18 protein-coding genes are annotated in these 24,686 nt (G+C 53.8%); 8 read left to right on the forward strand and 10 right to left on the reverse strand.

What is annotated here, in order from left to right:
• The first annotated feature begins 81 nt into the window (after window positions 1-81).
• The 4 genes from HF027_RS04010 (at window position 82) to folD (ending at window position 3,597) form a co-directional block, all read left to right on the forward strand.
• The gene (locus HF027_RS04010; protein WP_245184489.1) at window positions 82-702 is read left to right on the forward strand and encodes a methylenetetrahydrofolate reductase C-terminal domain-containing protein; all 621 of its coding nucleotides are present in this window, start codon (window positions 82-84) and stop codon (window positions 700-702) included.
• Window positions 699-1,712, forward strand: coding sequence for a methylenetetrahydrofolate reductase (locus tag HF027_RS04015; RefSeq protein WP_168013123.1), 1,014 nt, complete (start codon window positions 699-701; stop codon window positions 1,710-1,712). The genes HF027_RS04010 and HF027_RS04015 overlap by 4 nt, the downstream gene beginning before the upstream one ends.
• Before the next feature lie 134 nt (window positions 1,713-1,846).
• Window positions 1,847-2,722: a formyltetrahydrofolate deformylase gene (purU, locus tag HF027_RS04020; protein WP_168013125.1), complete on the forward strand. Its 876-nt coding sequence runs from the start codon at window positions 1,847-1,849 to the stop codon at window positions 2,720-2,722.
• 14 nt (window positions 2,723-2,736) lie between these two features.
• Window positions 2,737-3,597, forward strand: a complete 861-nt coding sequence (gene folD, locus HF027_RS04025) for a bifunctional methylenetetrahydrofolate dehydrogenase/methenyltetrahydrofolate cyclohydrolase FolD (protein WP_168013127.1) — start codon at window positions 2,737-2,739, stop codon at window positions 3,595-3,597.
• A 313-nt stretch (window positions 3,598-3,910) separates the two neighbouring features.
• Here the strand turns inward: folD and HF027_RS04030 are convergent, their stop codons facing one another.
• Window positions 3,911-5,182, reverse strand: a complete 1,272-nt coding sequence (locus HF027_RS04030; RefSeq protein ID WP_168013129.1) for an O-antigen ligase family protein — start codon at window positions 5,180-5,182, stop codon at window positions 3,911-3,913.
• 423 nt (window positions 5,183-5,605) lie between these two features.
• Here HF027_RS04030 and HF027_RS04035 point away from each other — a divergent pair, with 423 nt between their 5' ends.
• Window positions 5,606-6,250: a nucleotidyl cyclase domain-containing protein gene (locus tag HF027_RS04035; RefSeq protein ID WP_168013131.1), complete on the forward strand. Its 645-nt coding sequence runs from the start codon at window positions 5,606-5,608 to the stop codon at window positions 6,248-6,250.
• Window positions 6,247-6,981, forward strand: a complete 735-nt coding sequence (locus tag HF027_RS04040) for a DUF3307 domain-containing protein (protein ID WP_168013133.1) — start codon at window positions 6,247-6,249, stop codon at window positions 6,979-6,981. Before HF027_RS04035 ends, HF027_RS04040 begins: the two co-directional genes overlap by 4 nt.
• Before the next feature lie 54 nt (window positions 6,982-7,035).
• On the opposite strand, the gene HF027_RS04045 is transcribed toward HF027_RS04040, so the two are convergent.
• Window positions 7,036-7,788 (reverse strand): M15 family metallopeptidase, encoded by a 753-nt coding sequence (locus tag HF027_RS04045; RefSeq protein WP_209316389.1) that lies wholly within the window; start codon window positions 7,786-7,788, stop codon window positions 7,036-7,038.
• Between the two features lie 407 nt (window positions 7,789-8,195).
• On the opposite strand from HF027_RS04045, the gene HF027_RS04055 reads away from it, so the two are divergent.
• Complete coding sequence (locus HF027_RS04055; RefSeq protein WP_168013135.1) at window positions 8,196-8,672, forward strand: nucleoside deaminase; 477 nt, start codon at window positions 8,196-8,198, stop codon at window positions 8,670-8,672.
• Between the two features lie 209 nt (window positions 8,673-8,881).
• Here the strand turns inward: HF027_RS04055 and HF027_RS04060 are convergent, their stop codons facing one another.
• The 3 genes from HF027_RS04060 to HF027_RS04070 form a co-directional block, all read right to left on the reverse strand.
• Complete coding sequence (locus HF027_RS04060; RefSeq protein ID WP_245184491.1) at window positions 8,882-10,147, reverse strand: O-antigen ligase family protein; 1,266 nt, start codon at window positions 10,145-10,147, stop codon at window positions 8,882-8,884.
• 521 nt (window positions 10,148-10,668) lie between these two features.
• The gene (tviB, locus tag HF027_RS04065) at window positions 10,669-11,955 is read right to left on the reverse strand and encodes a Vi polysaccharide biosynthesis UDP-N-acetylglucosamine C-6 dehydrogenase TviB (protein WP_168013139.1); all 1,287 of its coding nucleotides are present in this window, start codon (window positions 11,953-11,955) and stop codon (window positions 10,669-10,671) included.
• Between the two features lie 22 nt (window positions 11,956-11,977).
• The gene (locus tag HF027_RS04070; RefSeq protein ID WP_168013141.1) at window positions 11,978-14,008 is read right to left on the reverse strand and encodes a polysaccharide biosynthesis protein; all 2,031 of its coding nucleotides are present in this window, start codon (window positions 14,006-14,008) and stop codon (window positions 11,978-11,980) included.
• Window positions 14,009-15,259: 1,251 nt separating this feature from the next.
• On the opposite strand from HF027_RS04070, the gene HF027_RS04075 reads away from it, so the two are divergent.
• Complete coding sequence (locus tag HF027_RS04075; protein ID WP_168013143.1) at window positions 15,260-16,378, forward strand: polysaccharide export protein; 1,119 nt, start codon at window positions 15,260-15,262, stop codon at window positions 16,376-16,378.
• A 334-nt stretch (window positions 16,379-16,712) separates the two neighbouring features.
• Here HF027_RS04075 and HF027_RS04080 read toward each other — a convergent pair whose 3' ends face one another.
• The 5 genes from HF027_RS04080 to HF027_RS04100 form a co-directional block, all read right to left on the reverse strand.
• Window positions 16,713-17,747 carry a phosphoenolpyruvate carboxykinase (ATP) gene (locus HF027_RS04080; protein WP_168013145.1) on the reverse strand — a complete coding sequence of 345 codons (1,035 nt, stop codon included), beginning with the start codon at window positions 17,745-17,747 and terminating at the stop codon, window positions 16,713-16,715.
• A 38-nt stretch (window positions 17,748-17,785) separates the two neighbouring features.
• The gene (locus tag HF027_RS04085; protein ID WP_168013147.1) at window positions 17,786-19,048 is read right to left on the reverse strand and encodes a PqqD family protein; all 1,263 of its coding nucleotides are present in this window, start codon (window positions 19,046-19,048) and stop codon (window positions 17,786-17,788) included.
• A gap of 430 nt (window positions 19,049-19,478) precedes the next feature.
• A complete protein-coding gene (locus HF027_RS04090; protein WP_168013149.1) occupies window positions 19,479-21,422 on the reverse strand; it encodes an asparagine synthetase B family protein in 1,944 nt (647 codons plus the stop codon).
• Window positions 21,423-21,458: 36 nt separating this feature from the next.
• On the reverse strand, window positions 21,459-23,174 hold the full coding sequence (locus HF027_RS04095) for an ABC transporter ATP-binding protein (RefSeq protein WP_168013150.1): 1,716 nt from the start codon (window positions 23,172-23,174) through the stop codon (window positions 21,459-21,461).
• A 135-nt stretch (window positions 23,175-23,309) separates the two neighbouring features.
• The gene (locus HF027_RS04100) at window positions 23,310-24,491 is read right to left on the reverse strand and encodes a nucleotidyltransferase family protein (protein ID WP_168013152.1); all 1,182 of its coding nucleotides are present in this window, start codon (window positions 24,489-24,491) and stop codon (window positions 23,310-23,312) included.
• Between the last annotated feature and the right edge of the window lie 195 nt (window positions 24,492-24,686).

The following is a 24,686-nucleotide window of genomic DNA, read 5'->3' on the forward strand; positions in this document are numbered from 1 at the left end:
ACGGCCTCGAGCCATCCAACTCAGCGATTTCCCTCAACATGACTGGATTCGTGAAAGCTCTTGGAAGGAAAATGACCGTCAATGGAGCCCGACGTTAAACGGCAACTGCTTGACGAAGCCATCCAGGCCTTGAGTGGACGATGGCCAACCCTCTCAAGAGACGAGTCACCAATCCAGCTCGCAACAATTGGCTCCACGGTGGTGCTGCCGTGGCAGGAGAAGCTTGTGTATTCCGTTCGTCTATGGGCCGCACGTCACGCGAGATTGTTTGAGCGCATCTACCGGGCATTCGAACCCGTGATCGTCAAGCTACACCCGCTGTGGAAGTCGGTAGGCTACCAGCGTGCAGAAAAGCCAATGGCCAAGGTAGAAGAGATCAGCAAGGGGGTGCTTTTCGACTGCCAAATGTGTGGTCAGTGCATTCTCAGTTCTACCGGCATGTCCTGTCCCATGAACTGCCCCAAGTCCATGCGCAACGGCCCCTGTGGAGGTGTGATGCAGAACGGGAACTGCGAAGTACATCCCGAGATGCTCTGTGTCTGGGTCGAAGCCTGGGAGGGAAGCCAGAAGATGAAAGAAGCCGACGCGATACAAGTGGTGCAACTGCCAGTGGACCATCGCCTCCAGGGCAGTTCGTCCTGGCTGCGCGTGGCTCGCGGCGCATCGGAATCACCCGTAGAGCACCAGGAGGCTTCGCAGTGAGCATTAATGATGGAGCCGGTCGTGGCCAACTGGCATCCGGTGTGCAGGGCTATAGCTCTGACGGACGGCTGGAACATGTACTGAGAGCCGGGCACTTCGCTATCACCGCTGAATTGGCACCCCCCGATTCCGCCAACCCAGAGGAGGTCTACGCCCGGGCCCGCGTCTTCGACGGTTACGTGGACAGCATGAACGCCACCGATGGCTCTGGGGCCAACTGTCATATGTCCAGCATGGCGATGTGTGCGCTGCTGTCACGGGAGGGTTACGAAGCGGTATTGCAGATCTCCTGCCGGGACAGGAATCGGATCGCTATTCAAGGGGATGTGCTGGGAGGGGCCGCACTGGGCATCCACAACATGCTCTGCCTGACGGGAGATGGCGTACAGGTGGGAGATCATCCCGAAGCCAAACCGGTATTCGATCTCGATTCCATGTCGTTGCTGGAGACGGTCGCCCGATTGCGCGACAAGCATGTGTATGCTAGCGGAAGAAAACTCAGCGATCCGCCGAGGGTGTTTCTCGGCGCGGCAGCGAACCCTTTCGTGCCGCCTCATGACTTCCGTCCTCTTCGGTTGGCGAAGAAGATTGCCGCGGGCGCTCAGTTCATTCAGACACAGTACTGCTTCGACCTGCCACGCTTCCAGACCTTCATGGCCCGTTCCCGGGATCTGGGATTGCTGGAAAAATGTTTCATCCTGCCCGGCGTGGGACCGCTGGCCTCGGCACGCACGGCAGACTGGATGCGCAGACATATCCCGGGAGTTCACATTCCGGACGCCATCATCAAGCGACTGGAAGGCGCCAAGGATCAGAAGGCGGAAGGCCGCAACATCTGCATTGAGCTAATCCAGCAACTGCGAGAGATCGAGGGGGTCAGTGGCGTGCACGTCATGGCCCATCGCCAGGAGTCATCCGTCGCAGGCATCATTGAAAGATCCGGGGTGCTGGGGGGACGTGAGCCATGGGCTCCCTCCAATAGCACCACTCGCGAGAGAGACTACGCATGAGGGTAGGCGTTCATTCTCGTATGACAAACGCGACAGCCCTCTGAACCAAGTGCCAACGCCTACTAACGATAAGCGGGCAATGGTGACCATCCAGGTTCCCGGCAAACAACCATTACGGTATAAGGCTTCCTTTTATGAACACCTCACAGGAACAGGACAACCAATTCGTCCTTACCGTCAGCTGCAAAACCGGCACAGGCATCGTGTCCGGCATCACCTCTTACCTGTCGGACCGAGGTTGCAATATCATCGAGCTGGCACAATTCGACGACAAGGTCACCGGCCGGTTCTTCATGAGGAGCGTGTTCAGCATCCTGCCGGATGCTTCCCACACCATCGACGACCTGCGCTCCGGGTTCCTCGACCTGGCGGAAAAGTTTGACCTGGAATGGGCCATGCATGATGCCCACCGTCCGACCAAGGTCTTGATCATGGTATCCCGGTTCGACCACTGCCTCGTCGACCTGCTCTATCGTCACCGTAAGGGCGAGTTGAACATCGAGATCACGGCAGTGGTATCCAATCATCTGGATGCTCGGCCGATCGCTGAACGGGAAGGCATTCGCTTCGTCCACCTCCCCGTCACTCAGGACACCAAGCCGGAGAAGGAAGCCGAACTGCTCAAGATCGTCAACGAGACCGGCACCGAGCTGGTGGTACTGGCGCGCTACATGCAGGTATTGTCCGACCATCTCTGCGAGAAGCTACATGGTCGTGCCATCAACATCCATCACTCCTTCCTCCCCGGTTTCAAGGGTGCCAAACCCTATCACCAGGCGTTCGACCGCGGCGTCAAGCTGATCGGCGCTACCGCGCATTACGTGACCGCGGACCTGGATGAAGGGCCGATCATCGAGCAGTCCGTCCAACCGGTGAACCATGCCTACTACCCCGAAGAGCTGGTTGCCCTGGGCCGGGACACCGAAACGGTCGCGCTGTCACGCGCCGTGAAATTACATGCCGAGCACCGGGTGTTCCTATCGGGCAACAAGACCATCATTTTCAAGTAGGAGCGAACGTAAGCATGGCGCAACTCATCGACGGAAAACATCTCTCGAACCAGGTGCTCCAGGACGTGGCCGCCGAGGTTGAGCGGCTCAGGGCCGAGCACGACGTGGTGCCTACGCTCGCCGTGGTGCTAGTAGGTGAGGATCCTGCAAGCCAGGTGTACGTGAGAAATAAGGTGAAGCGGGCGAAAGAGGCGGGGATGAGGTCCATTGAGCATTATCTTGGTACCGAAACCACCCAGAGTGACCTGAATCAGCTGATCGATCGGCTGAACCATGATCCTGAGGTGCACGGCATCCTGGTGCAGCTGCCGCTACCGTCGCATCTCAATGAGGAGGAGGTGATCTGCGCCATCAACCCGATCAAGGATGTCGATGGCTTCCATCCACTCAATGTCGGGGCCCTCGCCGCCGGATACGCATCGCTGGTGCCATGCACCCCCCAAGGCTGCATGATCATGCTGCGTCAGGAACATCCGGAACTTAGCGGCAAGCATGCCGTGGTGGTGGGGCGTTCCAATATTGTCGGCAAGCCGATGGCGGCCCTGCTGCTCCAGGCGGACTGTACTGTCACCATTGCACACTCACACACCAAGGACATCGAGTCGTTGTGCCGCAACGCCGATATCGTGGTAGCCGCCGCCGGCCAGAAGGGACTCATCAACGCCAACTGGATCAAGCCCGGTGCCACTGTCATCGACATCGGCATCCATGCCACCGAGGTGGAAGGCAAGCGTAGGCTCGTAGGGGACGTGGCATTTGACTCGGTCGCCGATAAAGCAGGGGCCATTACCCCAGTGCCCGGTGGCGTGGGCCCGATGACCATCGCCTGTCTGCTCCTCAACACGATACGTGCCGCCAGGAATCAGCTGGCCTGATTCTCCTCACTTGCCAGAGAAGCGGCATCTCCTATCGACAAACCCCGGAGTGATTGGCCAGCGCCGGGGCTTGCAGACTCAAGGATCGGCGGCAGCGAGATTCGATGAAAAATCGACTGCCGCCGGAGCGCCTTCGATATTAACCAAACACTCGGCGCTGGGGATTGGCTTTCACCGAGTGAGTGATATTGCATGATCAAGGGGGCAGGATCGGCTTCTAATGCGGCACCAGTTGCACCCATAGCCTAGCGCTTATCTCGAATTTCTGTGGCCATTCATCCTTCACGTGGCGATGAAGCCATAATATTTACAATCATGCAGTATCATACTCCAGCTCTCGCTCACGCTGGCGTAACACCGCCCACACCGATATCAGTAGAAATGCATACATCATGGTGCCACTGTTATGACTCAAAAAAGCCTGTGTCAGGCCGTAGTCAATAAAAGCGACGGGCAACAACACACCCGCAGTGGCAAGAGCATTAGTCGCCGCATCACCATCTCCCTGCCGCTTGGCGAATAGACGCATAGGAATCAAATACAAGGTTAATAACGCAACAATACCCAGTAATCCACGCTTCGCTGCCGCATCCATGAACTCGTTGTGTGGGTGCCCAAATCGAGCACTGGTTTCTATGATGACGCCCTCGTCAGCCAGCTCATTCATACGCTGCGAGTAGCCACTGTCTCCCCACCCCAGCAATGGGCGCTCCAAAAAAAGCACCGTAGCGCCTTTCCACATTTCGAAGCGATACCCCACCGATGTATTTTTCTTCTCTCCTGACACATACTGTGTCACGTTGCTGATGGCCTCATGAAAGCGCTGTTGCACACCAATTTGAGGAAGTGAATATACAAGACCCACGGCAAGCACCAGGCACAGGGCCAACCCAGTGATTTGCTTACGTGTTGCTCCGTAGCCGTAGCCTCGATAAAACACTAACAACACGAAAGGTATGCCTACCCAGCCACCTCGGCTACCCGATAGCAGAGACCCCAAGACGCCGGCAAGTGCCGCCAAAATCAGCAAGGACAGCCACGCACGTCGGCGGGGCTGTGTTACTGCCCACCCGATCCCCGCTAGACATAGCACGCCCATCAGCATGCTGAGATTGCCGAACTGAATCGCGTTTGTTGAGCCATCAGCACGCGCAACTCCCGCAACAAACTTCTGCCACGCAGCCATGGTCCCCGCGCCTAGCGAGCCCAGCGCCAGCCCAGCCCATAATGCCTCTTGTCGAGGTGGATGACGCAATAGCACCAGCAGGGCTGGAACAGCCAAAAGGTATCGGCTGGGTTTGTCAAAACCAGAGCTTCCCAGTCCATCCAGCACAGCCGTCAGGCACCCCACCAAACCGAATACTGCGAGTGATCCCATGATCAAGAGATCCTCGCGACGAATGTCGGATACTGGGCGGGCAGCCCAGATAGTCAGACTCGCCAATACCAACAACGCCGGCCCTACTGAGTAGCCACTCGGTATCACAAGTGCCAAAGCGCTCAGCAGGAACACGCAAGTGCTAGTAAAAATAGTCATCAGGTTCGGACAATTACGGGGAGATACCGGATTCTCAGAGGAAAGCATAGAGGGGCTCAGATCAAGCAAAGTATCGTGAATCGCTAGGAGGGCTTACGCCAGAGCGGTCTAAACATGACATATTATCACCCGATGATGACCTGACCCCAGCAGAGTGTCTCTTTTGCTCCCTCTATATTTCCTGGGACGGCCCTGATGCAGTGTTCGCAACCTAGATGGCATGCATGATTCACAACTCATTACTGCCGCACTAGGCATCATATGCCTCAGCACTTGCGAAGAATGCTGAGTGCTTGATTATGCTGGAGTCTCCACAAAAAAATCTCTCAATATCAACTATTTAAATACAAAATCGCAGCGGACACAACGTAGGCGCCCAACACAAATAATAGCCTATAAAGGCTATTATCTTGAAAAATAGACCTTAAGGGCTATTATTAACCGAAAACGACATCGATTGAGGCTATATACATGAAGCAGTCCATCGCCGTGCTTACCGGCGACCTCATCGGGTCACAGCGAATCACCGAGACAAAGGCGCTCTATCAGGCACTAGAGACGGCGTTAGAGCGACTTGCCGGCCATTATGGAGGCCGCTTCGAGCGCTACCGGGGGGATGGCTTCCAGCTGGCCATACCCGACGCCAGTTCGGCCCTGGATGCCGCGGTGGCGCTGCGTGGTGAGTTGATCATGCACTCCGAGGAGCAACGCTGGGATGCTCGCGTCGCCGTGGCGGTCGGTCACAACGAGTGGCGACCAGATAGCCCCCTGGCGTCGGCTGATGGGCCGGTATTCGTGGCCTCAGGCAAGGCTCTCGATGCGCTGACTGAAACAGGCGAGCACCTCACCCTGATACGGCCCCACGCCCCCGAAGATGACGCCATGACACTTCTGGTGCGCTATATGGGCGAGCTGGTCGACGGCTGGTCACACCACTCCGCGGAAATTGCCTATCTGAAGTTCTGGCACCCTGAGTCCCAGCAGGCCATGGCCGAGCGACTGAACATCCGCCAGCCAAGCGTGCACAAACGACTGCGTACGGCGCGCTGGTCAATGCTGGCCGACACCCTGGATTTCTTCAGACACCGCCTGGCCACGGAGAACAAAGCCTCATGACCAACCCTGAAATAGCGACATTGCTTGGCTTGGTGCTAGCCCACCTATGTGGGGACTTCCTGTTTCAGCCGCGGAAATGGGTCGACTCTAGGCAGCAGCATAAGCATTTCTCACGCGCACTCTACCTGCATGCCGGGCTGCATGGTTTGCTGGTCACACTGGTGCTTGCCCTCGCCGGCGGCGGGGCTGGCATGTTGGTCGTCAGCGTACTGGTCGTGGCCATCAGCCATGCACTGATCGACCTTGGCAAGGCTCACCTGGTTCCGTCGCGGCTTCGCTGGTTCTTACTCGACCAACTATTACACCTCCTGGTGCTACTCGGGGTTTGGCTCACTTGGCTTGGCAGCCTGCAGCCATTGGTCGAGGTCGCAGCCTGGATGACCACTCCACCGGTGCTGACGTTGGCTAGCGCCTATCTGCTGGTGACCCGCCCAATGGCGATCGCCATTGCCCTGGCCATGCGCCCCTGGAGCAATGAGGTCTCCGATCCAGGGACACTAGTGGCAGCCGGAGCCCGCATTGGCATGCTCGAGCGATTCCTGGTGCTCACTCTGGTACTGCTGGGCGAGCTGACCGCCGTAGGTTTCCTGCTGACGGCCAAGTCGGTACTGCGATTCGGTGACCTTCGAGAACGTAACGACCGCAAACTCACCGAGTACGTGCTGCTCGGCACCCTACTGAGTTTTTCAGCCACCCTGGCGCTCGGATTGATGGTTCGCTCAATATCATAGCGTGGCTGAGCGCGATGCGCCGCCCTCATTCCGCGCTCCAATTCGCTCTTCTGCCTATAGCTGCTTGCGCCAGCGATCCACCACGGTCTCAACCTCGGTGGGGCCGTAACACGCCGACTCTCGCCCACTGTGATAGGCCCAGAGCTGATCACCACAGTCGTAATGCCACCATTCGCTTGGCAGATTGGTGAGCCCTTGGGCGGCCATCGCATTATAGAGCAGGCGCCGGTTGTCTCTTGCGATACGCTGTCGATCGGTTGGCGCTGTCAGGGCTTCCAACGCGGCGGTATGTGACTCCCTCACCGGCTCATCGAACGATGTGCCCATATCGAGCAAGATTCCATCAGCATCACAGAGCGTGACATCGACTGCCCCACCGGTCAGGTGGGGACTGGGGGCTTGCTGACTTTGACTGGGTACGGACACGAACTCGCGCGTCTGTATCGTCAATTCATCCTCGTTCAAGTCGCTACGATGGGAACGTATTGACTCGTACAGGGTGTCGAACAGGTATTGCTGAACACGCCAAGGGCGCCATCCATCCAACACCACCAGCCCCATGCCGTGGGGCAGAGAGCGCGCCACCTCGAGCACGCGCCGATAGGTTGTCTCCCTGACATAACACTCATCGACGGCCCCAGGCACTCCTTGCTTGGCATAGACCGGAAACACCTTGATCGGCAGCGGCGCAAGGCTGAGCGGGATCAAAGGCTCGTCACACTCCATGATCGGAATACCATTCACCGTGGCCCAGTCAGGCTCCCCCGCATGAGGAATTGGCGCAGCTAGTTCTTTCGTTGTTGGCATCTTTCTTTATCCCGGAACCGTCGGCAATCACAAGGTTAGCGACGGGAATACGATTAAAACCTAAACGCCCCCAAACGCGGTCAGCACAAACGTGCCAGACCGAGGGCAACAGCACGATACGATCTAAAGCCATCAGCAGTGTGGTCAGCGCGATGGAAATCTGTAGCCTAATGATGACGCCCAAATGTACCGGAACGCTACCCGCCATCATCGCCGCCAGCGAAAGGATCGGCGTCAACAGAGATGGTTTGAGGTGTAGAGCCTGAAGTCCAGAGTCTTCGCACTTCCTCGGTAGACATTTCAAGAGCGGGCTGACTCAATGGCCTCAAGTACAGGAATGCAAGGCCTTCTCCAGGCGGCCTTGGAGAGGCACACGTCATTGCTAACCAACCTGAGAGGCAAACACGATGATCGATGAAACGGACATTCGTCACCTGGAACGCTGCATTGCGCTAGCGGAGCAAGCCTTGGAAGCCGGAGATGAGCCATTTGGCTCCGTGCTGGTGAGTGGAAATGGCACTGTACTGGCCGAGGATCACAACCATGTCGCAGGGGGTGATGCCACTCAGCATCCAGAATTCTTCCTGGCCCGTTGGTCGGCTGAGCATATGACGCCTGAAGAAAGAGCGCACGCCACCGTATACACCTCAGGTGAACACTGCCCGATGTGCGCAGCAGCCCATGGCTGGGTCGGGCTGGGGCGCATTGTCTATGCGAGTTCCTCTGAACAGCTGGTGGAGTGGCTAGCTGAACTAGGTGTCGCGCCGCCGCCCGTTCGTCCGATCGCCATTCAAGAGGTAGTGCCAACGGCCATCGTCGAAGGGCCCGTTCCGGAACTCGCCGAAAAGGTACATGCATTGCACCTGCGCCTACACAGGGGTTGAGGTATCGGCGTCTCGTGCCGCACTGCTCACCAGCCATTTCCCTTATTCGCACGTCGCAAGGCGATCGTTGTTAGACGCTCGGGCCAGACATTACTAAGCCCAGGATTCCTGCAATAAGCAGCCGAAACGGGCCATACCGGGTTGCTAACGTTGCATAGTACAGTCTTTCCTTGAGGAGCCAGGAGAGGGAAAGTGTCTCCATAACAGACTTAAGGCTCTGATCCCAAGAGAGGCTTAATAACGCAGGTTCTCACTTGCTGATAACGAGATTCCGCCTCTGCCCGCCGAACTGCCACCCAACAAACCACGCAGAGGCCGAGATACCCACTCAGGCCACGAACATCGCGCAGCATCGATTGAGTGAGGCCGAAATCGATGAAGGCGATGGGCACCATCATCCCGGCCGACGCCAGCAGGCATACCTCCGGTGCGGTGCCAGGGTCTGCCAGTCGTCGCCAAAACAGCCAAAGCGGCACGCAGTAGAGAAGCAATAGTACGACTAGGCCCAACAACCCTCGACGAGCCGCCGTATCAATCAGGTCACTATGCAGCTGATCATGCCGGAGAATACCGGGATGAAGCATTTCCTGCCTGACCACGGCATCGCGCGCAACCTCTAAGCGCCCCTCCCCCCAACCAGTCAGCGGGCGTTCAAGTAAGAGAGTCCCTCCAGCTCGCCACATCTCTAGCCTCTGGCCCACTGATGTACCGCGAGACTCGCCCTGCCAGTACTGCTCAATGTTACTGACGGCGAGATGCATTCGACCTATCACTCCATTATGCGATAGCAGAACTAACGCCAGCAGTGCCGCCATAGCGCTTATGGCAAGGCGCTGACGAATGCCAGCAGACACAAGACCATGAGCCGCTCGATACACCACCAACAGTAAAAACGGCGCTGCGACCCAGCCGCCCCGTGTCCCCGAGAGCAACGACCCCAACAGGCCAGCCAGCCCTCCTAATATTGAGAAGGTCAGCAGGCATTGGGGACGAGGCCTGCCTTGGCTCAGACAACTTAGTGTTGCCAACAGCGAGATCGCCCCCAACAGCAACGAGAGATTCCCGAAGGGAATAGCATTCATGTCATTGTTTGCACGTGCTTGCCCCAGCACGAGTCGTTCATAAAGCGCAATGCTGCCAGCGCCCAGCGCACCGAACCCAGCCCCCCACCAAAGCACTGGCGGATTCGGTGGATGAAGGCGTAACCCCACTAGCAACACCGCTGCCAGCAAAGGCCATAATGGCAGCAGTAAGCCTTGCTCCCCATCGCCCGCCGGCCAATGGCCAGTTCGCCACACATCCAGCAACCATACGCAGGCATATGCCAGCAAAACTGCGCAGAACAGCCCATCCTCGCGGTCGAGTTGCCGCCATTCGGACCCACAGGATACTAGCACCAGGCCGGCCAGCAGTGTCCCTGCCGCTAGCAGGGGCACAAAAGCATAGCCCCAGGGGACCACAATCAATAACGCCATGAAGGCGAACACCCAGATGCTGTTCAACCGGGACCACAGGCCCCTGCGTCTCATTGACCTTTCCCCCCGATTAGGAAGCGCCATCAATGTGAAAAATCACTCCTCCATGTCGAGAGTGCATTCGCCAGCAAGTTCTTCACGCGGGCATTCTCGATTTCCAGGTCACGAAAAGCGCTTGGCTTCTGATACTTCCATATCGATGTATTTGGCCTTCCAACGATAGGGTATCTGTTCTGCCACAACATCCTGTCAGGCTGGCCCGGCAATTAAAGCGCCTCACTTAGGGGGCTTTAAGGATGGTGATGACCTGCTATTCAGTAAGACTGATTTCGCTGCATCGTGAGATATGCTGCTATCGGGATAACGTAGCGTATTTCTCACATAAAGGTTAACCCGAGTTAAAAAGAATCAATGCAGCTACAACCGCAAAAGAGTGACTTTATAATGACAACTCCAGAATTTAACTATCAATATCAAATCAACACAAAGCATTTATCAAATAAATCCACGCCTACACCATATCACAAGCGCAAATCAGAATCCCCAATATTTAGCATGTATTTGAGGTCATAGAGTACATGCTCGGGCTTTCCCCAGGCACGAATTCTAGCTGTGCCTATATCGCTGAATTCGCGATGAGATACTGCGAGAATCACCGCATCGTAGACCCCGTCCTGCGGCTGATCTACAGGACGAATACCGTATTGAAGCACAGCGTCATCTACATCAGCATGAGGATCATAAACATCTACGCTGATATTAAAATCACCTAATTCACGGATAATATCAATCACCCGAGTATTACGTAGATCCGGGCAATTTTCCTTGAAGGTCAACCCCAGTACTAGCACTCGTGACCCTTGGGCGTGAATGCGCTGCTTGATCATCTGCTTGATGAGCTGACTGGCTACGTAGGCGCCCATACCATCGTTGATGCGGCGACCCGATAGGATAACTTCCGGGTGATACCCTACTTGCTGGGCTTTATGGGTCAGATAGTAGGGATCTACGCCTATACAGTGCCCACCCACTAACCCAGGTCGGAAAGGCAAGAAATTCCATTTCGTGCCTGCCGCCTGAAGCACTTCTTCAGTATCGATATGCAAGCGATTGAATATCATCGCCAACTCGTTAATAAGCGCGATATTCACGTCGCGTTGTGTATTCTCGATAACCTTGGCTGCCTCCGCTACACGAATCGAGCTTGCCTTGAAAGTACCTGCAGTGATGACCGACGCATACAGTTTATCGACAAAGTCAGCCACCTCAGGAGTCGAGCCCGATGTCACCTTACGAATGGATGTGACACGGTGTTCTTTGTCCCCAGGGTTGATACGTTCAGGACTATAACCAGCAAAGAAATCAACATTGTAGATCAGGCCTGACACCTCTTCTATTACAGGAATGCACTCTTCTTCGGTGGCCCCAGGATAAACCGTGGATTCATAGATCACCACATCTCCATGGCTCACGACCTGACCCAAAGTCCTGCTAGCCATTAACAAGGGACTGAGGTCAGGGCAATGCTGACTATCGATGGGAGTAGGCACCGTAACGATATACACATTGCATCCGCTTAGCCTTTCTCGCTCACTGGTGAATGAGAGATGCTCAGCCATTCGTAGCAATTCAGGCTCCACTTCGCGAGTAATATCGATTGAATCATTTAATTGAGCAATGCGCTGGGTATTGACATCATACCCCACTGTTGGGAATTTTTTCCCAAATTCCACCGCTAATGGAAGCCCCACGTAGCCAAGGCCAATAATCGCCAAACGGACACCTGTTACATCTAGTGCTATCCCCATGATCTATTGCCCTCCCTTGCCATCAAAAGTTATTACCCTTGGCCAGTGTGACGACTGAACTTTTTAACATGCTTGCTTGATATTTATCAGCTTCAGAAACTAGTTCCGAGACTTCGTTTTTATTAAATACGGGGTTATTAACTTTTGGTCGTGTACTACACTGCTGCCATGTTATATCAGAAATTGGGCCAAGTGGGTGGTAGTCCGTAGGTGCCTCTTGCAAAAGCTCACTTATAACTAAGTACTGCGCATTTAATACAGCAGAGTGCAGCCGATGCAGGTATTCATTGAGACGTGGCCACTGCCAAAATTCTTCTTGAGCGGTCATTATTCGAGGATGTGCCGTAGGAGAAATATCATTTCCTAGGAGGAGCTCCTCAAACAACTTTTCTCCGTGCCGGAGGCCGCTATATGTAATCTCTATATCACCGACAGGATTATCCTTGGATAACATATCAAGTCCAGATAGGCGGATCATTTGCCTAGCCAGCTCGGCTATTTTTATCGGCTCCCCCATGTCGAGAACAAACACATCACCGCCACGCCCCATCCCACCGGCTTGAATAACAAGCTGGGCAGCTTCAGGAATGGTCATAAAGTAACGTGTAATTTCAGGATGAGTAACCGTAATTGGCCCACCCAGGCTGATCTGCTTCCGGAACAATGGAACAACAGAGCCTGATGACCCAAGGACATTGCCAAAGCGCACAATACAAAAACGAGTGGTCAACTGACGGCTTGTAGCCGCTTGGCATATCAATTCAGCAATGCGCTTAGTAGTGCCCATGACATTGGTGGGCCGTACTGCCTTGTCAGTGGATACCAGAACAAAGGTCTCTACTCGGCAGTCGATAGCTGCGGTAACGGTTTCCAATGTTCCAAAGACATTGTTGAGAACGCCTTCTACAATATTATGTTCGACCATCGGAACATGCTTATAGGCGGCTGCATGGTAAATGGTTTGCACTCCAAAAGAGCGCATTAATATTTCAATGCGAGCACGATTCTGTACGGAGCCCAGCAAGGCTCTTATCGATACCGTTAATCCCTCTGCCTGAACAATTTTCAGCAGCTCATTCTCTACCTGATACAGCGAAAACTCGGAGATCTCGAACAACAGCAGTTCACGTGGGTGCTGTCGCAGAATTTGTCGACACAGTTCAGAACCGATTGAGCCACCTGCACCCGTTACCATTACCACCTTGTTGCGAATATTGGCAGCCATCAGAGCCTGGTCAGGTGGTACGGGGTCGCGTCCCAGGAGATCTTCTAAAGCGACATCGCGGATATCATTGATTCTCGCCCGACCAGCCACCACATCAGCCATCCCAGGTACGGTTTGCACGGACACCTGAAGCGATTCAAGTGATCTGAAGATATCACGACGACGAGAACGAGGGGCGCTTGGCATCGCGAGTAGGATACGTTCGATTCCATAGTCATCGATTAGCTTCTTTGAAGCTGAGGGAGGGTAGACCTTCAACCCCTCGACATGCGTTCCATGCATACCCTTCCAGTCATCAATATACGCAACGGGGGTATACTCACTACCTTGCCTTAGTGATGATGCGAGCTGCGAACCCGCCTGACCCGCACCATATATCGCCACACGCACCCTATGCCGAACGGGGTTCTGCATGGCATTTAGACTGCGCAAGAAAAACCGTATACCGCCAACACTTATCAATGCCAGCATGGCATAAATAAAAGCGACTGATTGAGGCACTGGGAAGCCCATCATGAAATTTAAAACCGCTAAGACAGTAGCGGACAACACAATTCCAGCAGATATATTTATTAATGCCTTTTCGCCGATGTACCGGATAACAGCCCGATAGAAACCAAGATTTATGAAAAAAAACATGCTAAAAGGTAATGATCCTAAGAAAACGATCCATGCGCGCGGATCAAAGGTAGCCCCCCAGTCTTCAACCCTGAGCAACATGGCCACAAGGTAGCTTGAAGCGAGCATAGCGATATCGGTAGAAACTTGAATGATGCGCTTATACTTCCGCGGAAGACGGAAAAGGCGATTTAGTGATAGAAGTGACATTGATCATTCCCTTGAGTGCCCTTGGTGAGAACGTGTTTTTTTATATTTTTTTAAATAGCAGCATCTACTCCAGCCATACACCTAAATTTGGCGCACCCTTAGGAGATCAAAGAGCTAACTTTATTTTAGCTTTATCTCCTCCGGCTTTCAGGCAGTGCCGAGACATCCTTTCCATTACTAATTTATCTCTTTTCCGCTCAAGATAATTTTCCATGTAACAGAATGGTAATCCACGTGACATTAAGTTCCAAGGTGATTTTTCTCATCATAAATCGACGACTTTACTCCTTTTTCCATATGGGGAAACTAATACCATGACTACTTTATTTACTAGGCACAACGTTATTGCAGAGCATTAAGCCTTACATCAATTTTCTTGAGCCCACCGGCGATGACTTTAAGGGGAAGGGGGCAGCCCAGTATATTCCGTAGCTGTGCGTTCAGGTTGACAGGCATCAAGCCGCCTTTCGGTCTAAGACAACCGCAAGGAGATGCTTACCAGGTCGCTATCTGAAATCTGATAGCCCTCCCCCCGGCCTTCCCCCATTAAAGAGGCCGAAGCATACGGCTCTCCACCTGATAACAGTCAATTAGTCTTTTTGAGACGAGTGCGCGCCGCTCCACAGGCAGCGTTCTCTATGTGCTATGCAGGACGCTCCGACGTAAGACGTTGCAAGGCATGCGGTTTAATGCGTTCTGGCTAGCTGATGCAACAACAGATAGTCCTCCGCGAGGTAGACACCACAGCGATTCGGAGCTGGCAGCTCGCACAGCGCTGACCTGAACGGCCATACGTGAAACGGGCTCAACGGCCCGTCATGCTTTGATGAGGCCGAATACGCGGGTCCGCGCGATACTATGTTCAAGAAATTGTCCAGAGGAGTAACGAGGGTCCGACACAGGCGAGGGGATCACATCACCTTGAGTGCGAGGGGCTTCCGCGTGAGATGAGCGGTCGCAATGTTGCCTGGCTTCCGGATAGATCAGAATCGTATTTAGTAAATTTGATAACGCGGCTGGAGAATTTCTGCCCGTTTTTCAGGAAGGCTGCTAAGCTGATTGTTATATAGCCCAGGCGAATATAGTTAATATGCTAATTTTCTGATATATAAAGTAACCTAGAAGAAACTAACTAGAAGGCATACTCAGTCTCTTTGATTAGATTTGTCATAAGAGATAATGAGTCTATGGGAACTATTACGTCTGGGCGGCAACCTCTGCAGACCAGACATATCTAGGAAGGAACCTCTTATGACCTACAGCTCTTGCCGCCGTTTATTACCCGTTGCGTTGCTGACACTCGGCCTTCTAAGTGGCTGCGCCTTGGCACCAGGCAGCCACATGGATTACGAGTCCGAGAGCATTTCTTTCAACGAGAAGATAGACATCATGCCTATCACCCAAAGCCTGGTGGCTGATTATCAACCCATGCCATTGCCTAGGGCCACCGCCATGCCAGCGGCACTGCGCAGCGAACTGGAGGACTATGAATACCAGATCGGCGTAGGTGATGTGTTGGATATTATTGTCTACGACCATCCAGAGCTGACGATTCCCGCCGGCGCAGAACGCAGCGCCGCTGAAGCCGGCAACCGAGTGCGCAACGACGGTACCATCTTCTATCCGTATATCGGTCGGGTAAAGGTAGTCGGCCGGACACTGGATGAAACTCGAAGCCTGCTGACCCGTCAGCTGTCCTCGTACATCACCGATCCTCAATTGGACGTACGGATTGCCGGCTTCAATTCCAAGAAGGTTTATATCAGCGGCGCAGTTTCACAGCCGGGCACTTTGCCCATCACCAGCGTGCCTCTGACAATTATTGATGCTATCAGCCAAGCTGGGGGCGCCCTGGTCAATGCCAACTGGCACAATGTTGTCCTAACCCGCGATGGAGATGAAATTCCAATTTCGCTTTACGCTTTGTTGCGAAGGGGAGATCTGAGGGAAAATCGCCTGATGCGCAATGGAGACATTTTATATGTTCCCACCTCAGAAAATCAGGCAGTTGCTATCATGGGGCAAATCCGAAATCCAGGCAGCATTCAATTGGGGAGCGAACGTCTCTCGCTTACCGGTGCTTTGGCACGTGCAGGCGGGATAATAGAGAATACTGCTGAGCCCTCGGGCATCTTCGTTATTCGTGGAGAAGAGGTAGGTGCTGAAAAGCTGGCAACAGTTTACCAACTTGATGTAAGGAATGCGGTTGCCTTTACGCTGGGTAACCAGTTTATCCTGCAGCCACAGGATGTCATCTATGTCACTACCGCACCAATTGCGCGCTGGAACCGGGTAATCAGCCTTTTACTTCCGACCGTCGGACTACCTGGCAGCGTGGCCAGTACTGGCAGCAGCCTCGACGGCTTGTAAGAACTCATGTTTCTTATCAAGTGTAGGGTAGTGGGTGGTAGCGCCACTGCCCTTCTTCACAACAAGTTTTGTGAGTTGCCGGGGGCTTCTGCCTGCCCATCACCAAGGGCTAAGGCAGAGATTTGGTTGAACATGTCGACATCGTATTGTCGATCTACCGTCAAGAGGGAACTCGGAGAGACTGCAGGTTCAGTGAATAATCACGCGAAAATTCTTGCATGGAAAACACCACAGGATGATTATGCCGAGATACCACACAAGGCAGGCACTGACTAGGGCACGTTTCAGTAGCGTTCATTTAAAATTTTAAATCAACGAAAATCACAACCAACCGTTAGGATGAGCGTTTCACATCTTCAAGTATAGCAGCATGAACCTGTGGCAGTTTTTTGTACCCTGACGGATAGTACAAGCGCTTGACGGACACGCCTTGCGCCATTTTTGCTAAACGGTGAAACCGGCTGATATGCCACTCTTCTCCCCCCCTACCGCTTCGCCCATCGCCACACGAAAAATCGCTGAGGGCACCACGCCTCTCAACGATATTTGCAAGAAAAGAGTGACGAACTAACTGCGTCAGCGAATCCCCTGTAAGCACAGGTTTAATCTGTATTCTTGGGGCGCTATCATCACCGTCGTAACCATCTGTCCGACGCTCGAGTAGATAGACACAAGAGACAGGCAGCGAAGCTGCGGCGACAGAGCCAACCTCACTTGCGGGAACACTCAGCTTGCTGAAATCCGGATGGACCAACGGGAAGCCATCGGCACGCCCTGCAAATCGCAGCGCTTGCTCGGGAGTAAGCTTAAGCTGTGGAAATCCATGCCGACAAACTACCGTGCCATTGAGTGATTCCAACGCAGCAATGTCATCGGCGATCAGGGGAAAGCCCGCTTGCACCATGGAGGCTACCAAGGTGCTCTTGCCCCCCGTACGGTCGGCCACAAATAGCACCGCACGATCACCTATGGCCACCGCACCAGCGTGCAGAGCCGCCACGCCAGAGGCTTCCAGATAATAGGACATAACATGCCCTAGCAGACAGATCTCGATCATACAATTGAGCTTGGGATCGAATAGTTCGCACGTAATCTCACCCGATCGCAATATAAAATCGGCTATACGAGGGAAGTGCAAGATAAAGCCAAATTTCAATGCAAACACCTGCAACGCACTTTCGCCATAACGGTTCTTGGCTGGGCTAAGGTAGAGACAGTCATTGGTTGGTGTGCTATAGCTATGGGCAACGAGTCGGCAGGTAAATAACAGATCAGTCTCAGCTTCAGGCGATGCTGCAGTCATCGGTGTACGAAAACGATAATCCGTTTCAAGGCAGAAACCGAAGACGCAGTACCGATTTGACTTCATGTTCGCCACGATTCCTTAGTAATTCTAGTTAAAAGACACTACAACGGATTATTGTTGCGCAATATCCCATTCTGCTCAAGCTCTAATACCAATGCAGCAAGATCCTCTCGAAGCCTTGCCGGGTCAACGTCATAACACTCAAGCAACGTCGATTCGGCGCCCTCAAGCGTGCCATGCTCGAGTACACAGCGCCACATATCGGCAGCCACGCCTTCCAGGCCAAAGCACGACGTCGATTCTGACGCGTCTTCCGGCATACGAGCGACCGCGATTGTCGTATCGATCTCCGCCCACAGAACACGACTAGCGACACAAATGGGACCTGAACCACTGGATTGAAGAGCGACAACTCTTTGATTGCCATTTGAATAATCACGACGCATCTTCTCGAAGGCAATGCGGCGATTAAGGCACAGGTCCGGTGGAAAAACGTTCCAACCAGCCTCGAATTGACTGGTCCCGGTATTCCAATATTTCGTTTGTGGCTCACACCAGGCGAAGGCGAAATGCTCAACCATGCCAACCCAGTAGCCATGGCCAGTCATTAAATCTTGTTGCCGGGCACGCCATTGGGGATATGACGCACCGAACTTTTCGGGCGCCATATCATAAAGCTCCCTGGCATTTATACAAACTTCGACGCTCGGCTCTGCACGTTCAATGGCACGACACAATGCAGACGCCGCATACAGTGGACAAAAAACAACTCTAGGGCTACCGACCTGTTTCAGGAACTGCTGAAATCGGACGCCAGACAGCGCGCAATCATCGACCACTACCAGCGTCTTATGGGTTGAACTGGGCGTTAATTTATCCGACATCACAATCTGGTCGGGACGCAAATTAAGTAAATATGACAACATACCGAGCACTATCAATCCGCCTCTAGGGATCGCCGTATACTGAAAACGTGACAGTTCATCGCGACCGAAGTATTTAATCAACTTATGTGCAAGGTGCTCCGCACTCCGCTCAGCGTCATGATAATCTATATACTTATGATTGTTACCCACCTCTTTTATTTGATTTGATAGCTCCCTTAAGCGTGCTCTTTGCGTAGAATTAAAACTCCCAAAAACTGCAAGCATAGGCTGGGGGTGAGCACACCCAACAAGTGATGAACCGGCCAGATCGCCCCATAGTGGGTTCACAAAAAAACCTTCCCCCAAGGCCCGCAGGGAAGAAGCCACGTCATCTTTATGAGCAAATCTTAGAAGTTGCTTATTATCCACACTACCATCAAAAAGCAAGATAGCATCCAAAGCAACCTCCGCACCAAAAAAGCAAATAAAATGGCGCAACGTATAATATATCTGTTAATCACATAGCAACTATTTTTTGAATTAACAACATATTAACCGTTGCTTCCACCAGCGCTGCTATGCGTAATACTTCCCCCGACATGATCCGCATTGCCGGGCCACACATCATCACCTGGATTGGTTAAGCCCACTTTCGTAATATCCGACACGGTACCCCAACACTTTAACTGCGGAGTGTTGTACTCTCGACGGGAAGTACCTTCTTTTGAAGGTAGACGTTGGTTATTCATAAATATCACCTCATGATAAGAGGCCTGGATCATTCCCCACCTCTGTAGTTAAATATTAGATAACCAAGGCTCAACTGGCCACATCAGGACCGTATGCTTTTCCTAACAAAAAATAATGAAATTATAAAAACAGTCCACATCACTTTTTCTTATCATCAGAAACCCTACACCGACGTCATCTATGTCCAGTAGCGTCGAAGCCATATCTCGAGGGATAGGGTCGACCAAAGATCAAATGCCGGCACTTCTCCCTTTACGAATTGATCAAACCGCACACGCAACGCATCCTCATCAATGTAGCCGAGGTCGGCACAGCGGCTATTGGTCATGAGATCGACCACCGCTTTGTATGATTTCTCGCGCAGCGCATGCAGATACAATGGTCCGGGCGATACCTTTTGAGCGGCATTGATGGCTGCCGAAGGCATGATACCTTCCATGGCATGTCGCGGTAGCCGTTTCACGTCGGTGGCCCTGCCTATCCAATGCTGGGGGCAGGCGAGCATGAATTCCGCTATGCGCCGGTCACTCCAAGGGTCGGCAGAACCCATGCCATACCCTGCACATAGACGCTCTGAATGCATGACCCCGCGCATAACAAGCGGAGAGAAGATGTGAATATAGCGCTGTCGACTCGCTGCCCCCGGCCAAGTCTGCGCCGCCAAGGTGACCGGATCACTGGCCGGCAGCGCCGTCCGTCGCAGAAAACTTTCGCGCACATGCTCTTCGGCGCGCAATGCAGGACCACACCTTATTGTACAACGCTTCTCAACGCCCCCCCCACCCACCAGCGACCTTAGTCGCTGTGAAGCGAGCTGCCCCGACACAACGAATCCCCTGGGAAAGACGTCTTCGACCACCGGGCGCAGTACATAGCGTGACAACGTAGAGGCTTTGGATAAGCTGGATAGCCGTGACAATCTCGCCAGCTCCACTCGAGCGTCAGCGAATAATCCCGCACGCAGCATCCCCGGCACGTCGTTTACGCTCCCTCCGCACATCATATCGCCCCGAAATCCATAGAACATCTCCACAGCCCGATCAGCCTTGGCAGCCGTTAACCCTCTAATCAGGAAGGTTTGAAACATCGTAGTAAAGGGATCATCTTCATGCGGGACATAGGCGGTCTCATCGACCAGAGGATAGGTTTCCTCGGCGGGTATCTCATGCGTCGGAATCTGGTAACGATCAGTAATGCGGTAGATATTCTCCCGCTCATCACACTCAGGAAAGTCTGAGAACGCCCAGCTATATGCACGCATTGCGGGAATATGTTCTTCTTGTTCGCCAAGCCAGCCTGCAATCGAAGCGATGGTCGCCGAATCCATCCCTCCACTTAGACTTACGCCAACTGGTGATCGCACGCGAAGCCTACTACGCACCGCCTCTAGCAGAATCTCGCGCAACTGGTCAGCATATTCACGTTCGTCACGGTAACGAATGCGATTGCTGGGGTCGGGACGCCAATAGGCGCGCCTGTGTATGCGACCATGCACTGTGATCACAACTTCCTCAGCCGACTTGACCTCCTCGATGCCCTCATAGAACACAGATCCTTGCGGTACCTGCATACCGGCGAGATACCAGGCCACCGTTTGCTCATTAAGCTTTCTCGGCACCTTTTCGGCGGCGAGAATTTGCGTTACCTCGGTGGCAAACAGCACACGCTTGGGCTCCACGCGGTAGTAGAGCGAGCGCATGCCCATGGCATCGCGCGCCAGCCGCAGCTCACAGCGGCCTTCGTCCCAGAGTGCATAAGCGAAATCACCAATGAGTCGCCCAGGGCCGAGTTCGCCGTGGCGAAGCAGGGTGCCAAGCATGAGTTCGGCATCGGTTGTCTTATCAGTACGGCTCACCGGTTTGCCCTCGAGACACTCGGCGCGATTATCAAGCCGTGCATCGGCCGCAAAAACTAGACGCCTTGCCGGGTCTACGATCGGGCGGCATGCCCCACTTCCGTCAGACGTTATATCCAACGACAGACAGGCAATCCCCACAGACCCTACGCAGTGGTAATGAACTCCATCAGGTCCGCGGTGTTTTGCCCGGCTCACCATCCGCTCGAGCTCGGTGCGACTGACCGGCCCACCATCAAAGCGAATGATTCCACACATGCCGCTCATGGTCGTGCTCTCGCTATCCGACAAACCGAATCCATGCTAGGTCCCCACTTTGCGGTAGTGATGCGCTTGCTGATTGAACAACTCGCAGTAAATTCCCTGTTGCTGCATAAGCTCGTTATGCGTTCCTGATTCGCGGATCACGCCTTGATCAAGCACGTAGATATAATCCGCCATTCTCACCGTGGAAAGCCGATGACTGATCACTAAAGCGGCACGATGGTCGATCCGCTCACGGAAGTTCGCGAACAAGTCGAATTCAGCTCCAGGATCGAGGGCGCTGGTAGGCTCATCAAGGATGATGACTTCGGACTGGTGCATGAAAGCCCGGGCTAGCGCCACTTTCTGCCATTGGCCGATGCTCAACTCCTGGCCGTCGTCGAACATGCGGGTAAGCGGCGTGTCGTAGCCGCTATGCAGGAAACGAATGAAGGGATCCGCTCCCGATTTCTTTCCCGCCGCCTCGACCAGCGGCGTCTCCTCAGGCTGACGGATATCGCCGTATCGAATGTTGCTACGTACGGTATCCGCATACTTACCGTAATCTTGAAAAATCACGCTAAACTTTCGACGGTAGTCTTCGAGAGAGTATTCCCGGGCGTCTACTCCATCCAAAACGACACGTCCCGAACTGGGGTCGTATAGGCGGCAGAGCAACTTGATCAATGAGGTCTTGCCGGACCCATTGGCACCCACCAACGCCACAACCTGACCCGGCCGAATAGTAAGATTAATGTTGCTCAGTACTTCTCGTTGGGTTCCAGGATAGCAAAAGCTAACATTCTCAAAGCGCACTCCTGTGCTCATACGAGTCGGTAATGGCAAGGGATAATCGGGTTCAGATACAATCGGGCGCACATCCAGAAACTCAAAAAGCAGCCCTATATAGAGATGATCTTCATAGAGCCGTGACAGCTGCCCAACGAGCTCTTGCCCCATGGACTGAGCGCGCTGAAAAACCAGCAGGAAAAGCACTAGATCACCGACGCTGTTGCGGCCCTCTGAGGTTTCCCATGCAAGGTAGCCTAGTGCCGAGAAAAAAGCGGCCGTGGCCACTGCCGACACACCAACCTCGACAATGGTCCTCTGGCGGCTGATGACCAATCTTTCTTCTCGAATCAGCGCTTTAAGTTCGGCATATCTTTCACGAAGGAAGTCACCGAGCTGATTCAGACGAAGTTCTTTAGCGTGGATGTCCGACGTCAAAAGCCAGTCCAGGTAGCCCGCCCGACGCTCCATCTGTGTCCGCTTGTGCTGCCAATCGAAGAGCCGACGAGTAAAGCGCAGCCTAACCAACAGCGCAGGTAAAATGGCCACCAGAAGCAGCGGTAGTAGCATCCAATTTATAGTGGCCAGCAGCACAACGATGGCGGCAAGCATCAGCGTATTCTTGATCAGCAACATCAGGTTATTGACGACCTGCACAGGACGCTGATTGCCTGACGCGCGGGCGCGCTGCAAGGTGTCGAAATAGCGCGGGCTCTCGTAGAAAGCCAGATCCGCACGCACTGCCCGCTCATGGATGTCCTTGTCAATACTCTCCGATACCAGCAATCCCTGGGTTTCTCTGGCAAGCCCGGAAAACCCTCGGGCGGCCAAAAACCCCAGCGAGCATAAGCCTGTAGCGGCCACCGCCCAGAGTACGTAACGAATACCATCTGCTGGTCCTTCACTGCTCAGCATGGTCGTCACGACATCGACTAGCTGCTTGAGGAGAAATAGCACCGCCAAGCCAAAGACAATCTCAAGCACCATCAGGCCAGTGGATATCAAGGTCCACTTTCTACTGCTGGCCCAAAGGATGGGAAAAATGCGACACAAGGTGGAAAGTGGCGCCATCAACTTGGCTATGGAAAGCATAACGTTCCCGGGTGCTAGTCAGTGTCGAGATTAGTCCCAGCGGCGACGGCTCTCTCGCCAGGGTCGCAGGGGTCGATACAGCCATTGCCAGGTTCGGGGCAATGGCCACCCGTGGTAATCGGCATAGCTTGGTCGAAAAATGCGCAGCCAGCCCAACAGTTGCCAGCGAAGTCGATGGCTACGATCTGTCTGCCAGTGAAAGGCAAAATCCGGGGTCGGCTTCAGTTCGCCCAATCGATGTTCGAGCTCAAGATCCCCTTGCATGGCCTCAAGCGAACGTTTCAACAGCTCATTGACTCGCTCGTCATCGTGGCCTTGAGGGTCAAATTCGGGTGAGCCCAATAGCTCGGACATTCTCAAACATACCTCCACCGTGGCGCTTAAGCCGTGACGCTCGGCGCAGGCAAGGGCTCTCTGCCGATCGAAGCTCGGGTGACGCTGAATCGCGTCAAGGTCTACCAACCAGTGCAGGCGAGACCAAAAATGCTTGGTATGGTGCCAGCAGATGTATACGAAGAGCTCATCGGTTGGCAGAACCGACACATCCGAACTGCCCACGCGGGCCGACTCGGCCCGATCTATGAGCCCACGCGAATCGTAAACCGTGCCGATATTATCGATTCTAGAGTGGAACTCGATGGCAATGCCCCGCGGTGAAAGCAGCGTTATCACTTTCTGGTGGCACGCAACGAAATCCAAACTGGCGGGAGTATTGGTCAGTTCCTGAGGGTCAAGCGCCTTATACCCCGCGACCAATGCACGATCCAACAACTCTGCCATTCGTCCTCGGGGCACTAAGATATCGATATCCCGAGAGAAGCGCATGGCGGGCTCATCGTAGTAGCACACAGCCAGCGATGGCCCCTTGAACGTCACATAAGGGATTTCCAACGGTTCCAGCAGCTGCTGATGAATCTCTGCCAGGCTAGCGATCATATTCAGGTCGTGCCTATACTGGCCCATTACCTGCTGCTTCATTAGGGCCAGCTGCTTTGCAGGCAACGAAGGTGGCTCAAGGTGACACAGGTGACGATAGACCAGGGGGAGGACAAAGCGATGAGTCGCCATGTGGTGAACCGCCTCCCAGTCCTCCACCTCATCGCAGAGACCCCGTGCCGCCCGTTCCTGGGTGCCGTCAAGTTTCAAGCGAGACAACAGAAGCAACAGGCGAAACTCTGTGCTCAGTGTTAGTGATTGAGAGGAGGAAGCCACCTTGTCATATCCTTCTGACGATGCTGCCGAGCCAATGATGACGCAAGGGCCTCGCAATATGAGAGCCCCTTGCTCCTCACCTCAAGGTAACATAAAAATACAAAAAGATGCTTTTTGTTGCTTGATGGGGACGATCTGCTAATTTGGCTGATAAGGAAACAGACTTGATGGCAGCGCATTGCTTGGTACCAACAC

Source organism: Halomonas salinarum, assembly GCF_012062845.1.
GTDB lineage: Bacteria > Pseudomonadota > Gammaproteobacteria > Pseudomonadales > Halomonadaceae > Onishia > Onishia salinarum.

Bases quoted from the DNA above. Each gene is read 5' to 3' on its own strand.
- HF027_RS04010 (WP_245184489.1), top strand. From the start codon at position 82: ATGGAGCCCGACGTTAAACGGCAACTGCTTGACGAAGCCATCCAGGCC.
- purU (WP_168013125.1), top strand. From the start codon at position 1,847: ATGAACACCTCACAGGAACAGGACAACCAATTCGTCCTTACCGTCAGC.
- folD (WP_168013127.1), top strand. From the start codon at position 2,737: ATGGCGCAACTCATCGACGGAAAACATCTCTCGAACCAGGTGCTCCAG.
- HF027_RS04030 (WP_168013129.1), bottom strand. From the start codon at position 5,182: ATGCTTTCCTCTGAGAATCCGGTATCTCCCCGTAATTGTCCGAACCTG.
- HF027_RS04035 (WP_168013131.1), top strand. From the start codon at position 5,606: ATGAAGCAGTCCATCGCCGTGCTTACCGGCGACCTCATCGGGTCACAG.
- HF027_RS04040 (WP_168013133.1), top strand. From the start codon at position 6,247: ATGACCAACCCTGAAATAGCGACATTGCTTGGCTTGGTGCTAGCCCAC.
- HF027_RS04045 (WP_209316389.1), bottom strand. From the start codon at position 7,788: ATGCCAACAACGAAAGAACTAGCTGCGCCAATTCCTCATGCGGGGGAG.
- HF027_RS04055 (WP_168013135.1), top strand. From the start codon at position 8,196: ATGATCGATGAAACGGACATTCGTCACCTGGAACGCTGCATTGCGCTA.
- HF027_RS04060 (WP_245184491.1), bottom strand. From the start codon at position 10,147: ATGGCGTTATTGATTGTGGTCCCCTGGGGCTATGCTTTTGTGCCCCTG.
- tviB (WP_168013139.1), bottom strand. From the start codon at position 11,955: ATGGGGATAGCACTAGATGTAACAGGTGTCCGTTTGGCGATTATTGGC.
- HF027_RS04070 (WP_168013141.1), bottom strand. From the start codon at position 14,008: ATGTCACTTCTATCACTAAATCGCCTTTTCCGTCTTCCGCGGAAGTAT.
- HF027_RS04075 (WP_168013143.1), top strand. From the start codon at position 15,260: ATGACCTACAGCTCTTGCCGCCGTTTATTACCCGTTGCGTTGCTGACA.
- HF027_RS04080 (WP_168013145.1), bottom strand. From the start codon at position 17,747: ATGAAGTCAAATCGGTACTGCGTCTTCGGTTTCTGCCTTGAAACGGAT.
- HF027_RS04090 (WP_168013149.1), bottom strand. From the start codon at position 21,422: ATGAGCGGCATGTGTGGAATCATTCGCTTTGATGGTGGGCCGGTCAGT.
- HF027_RS04095 (WP_168013150.1), bottom strand. From the start codon at position 23,174: ATGGTGCTTGAGATTGTCTTTGGCTTGGCGGTGCTATTTCTCCTCAAG.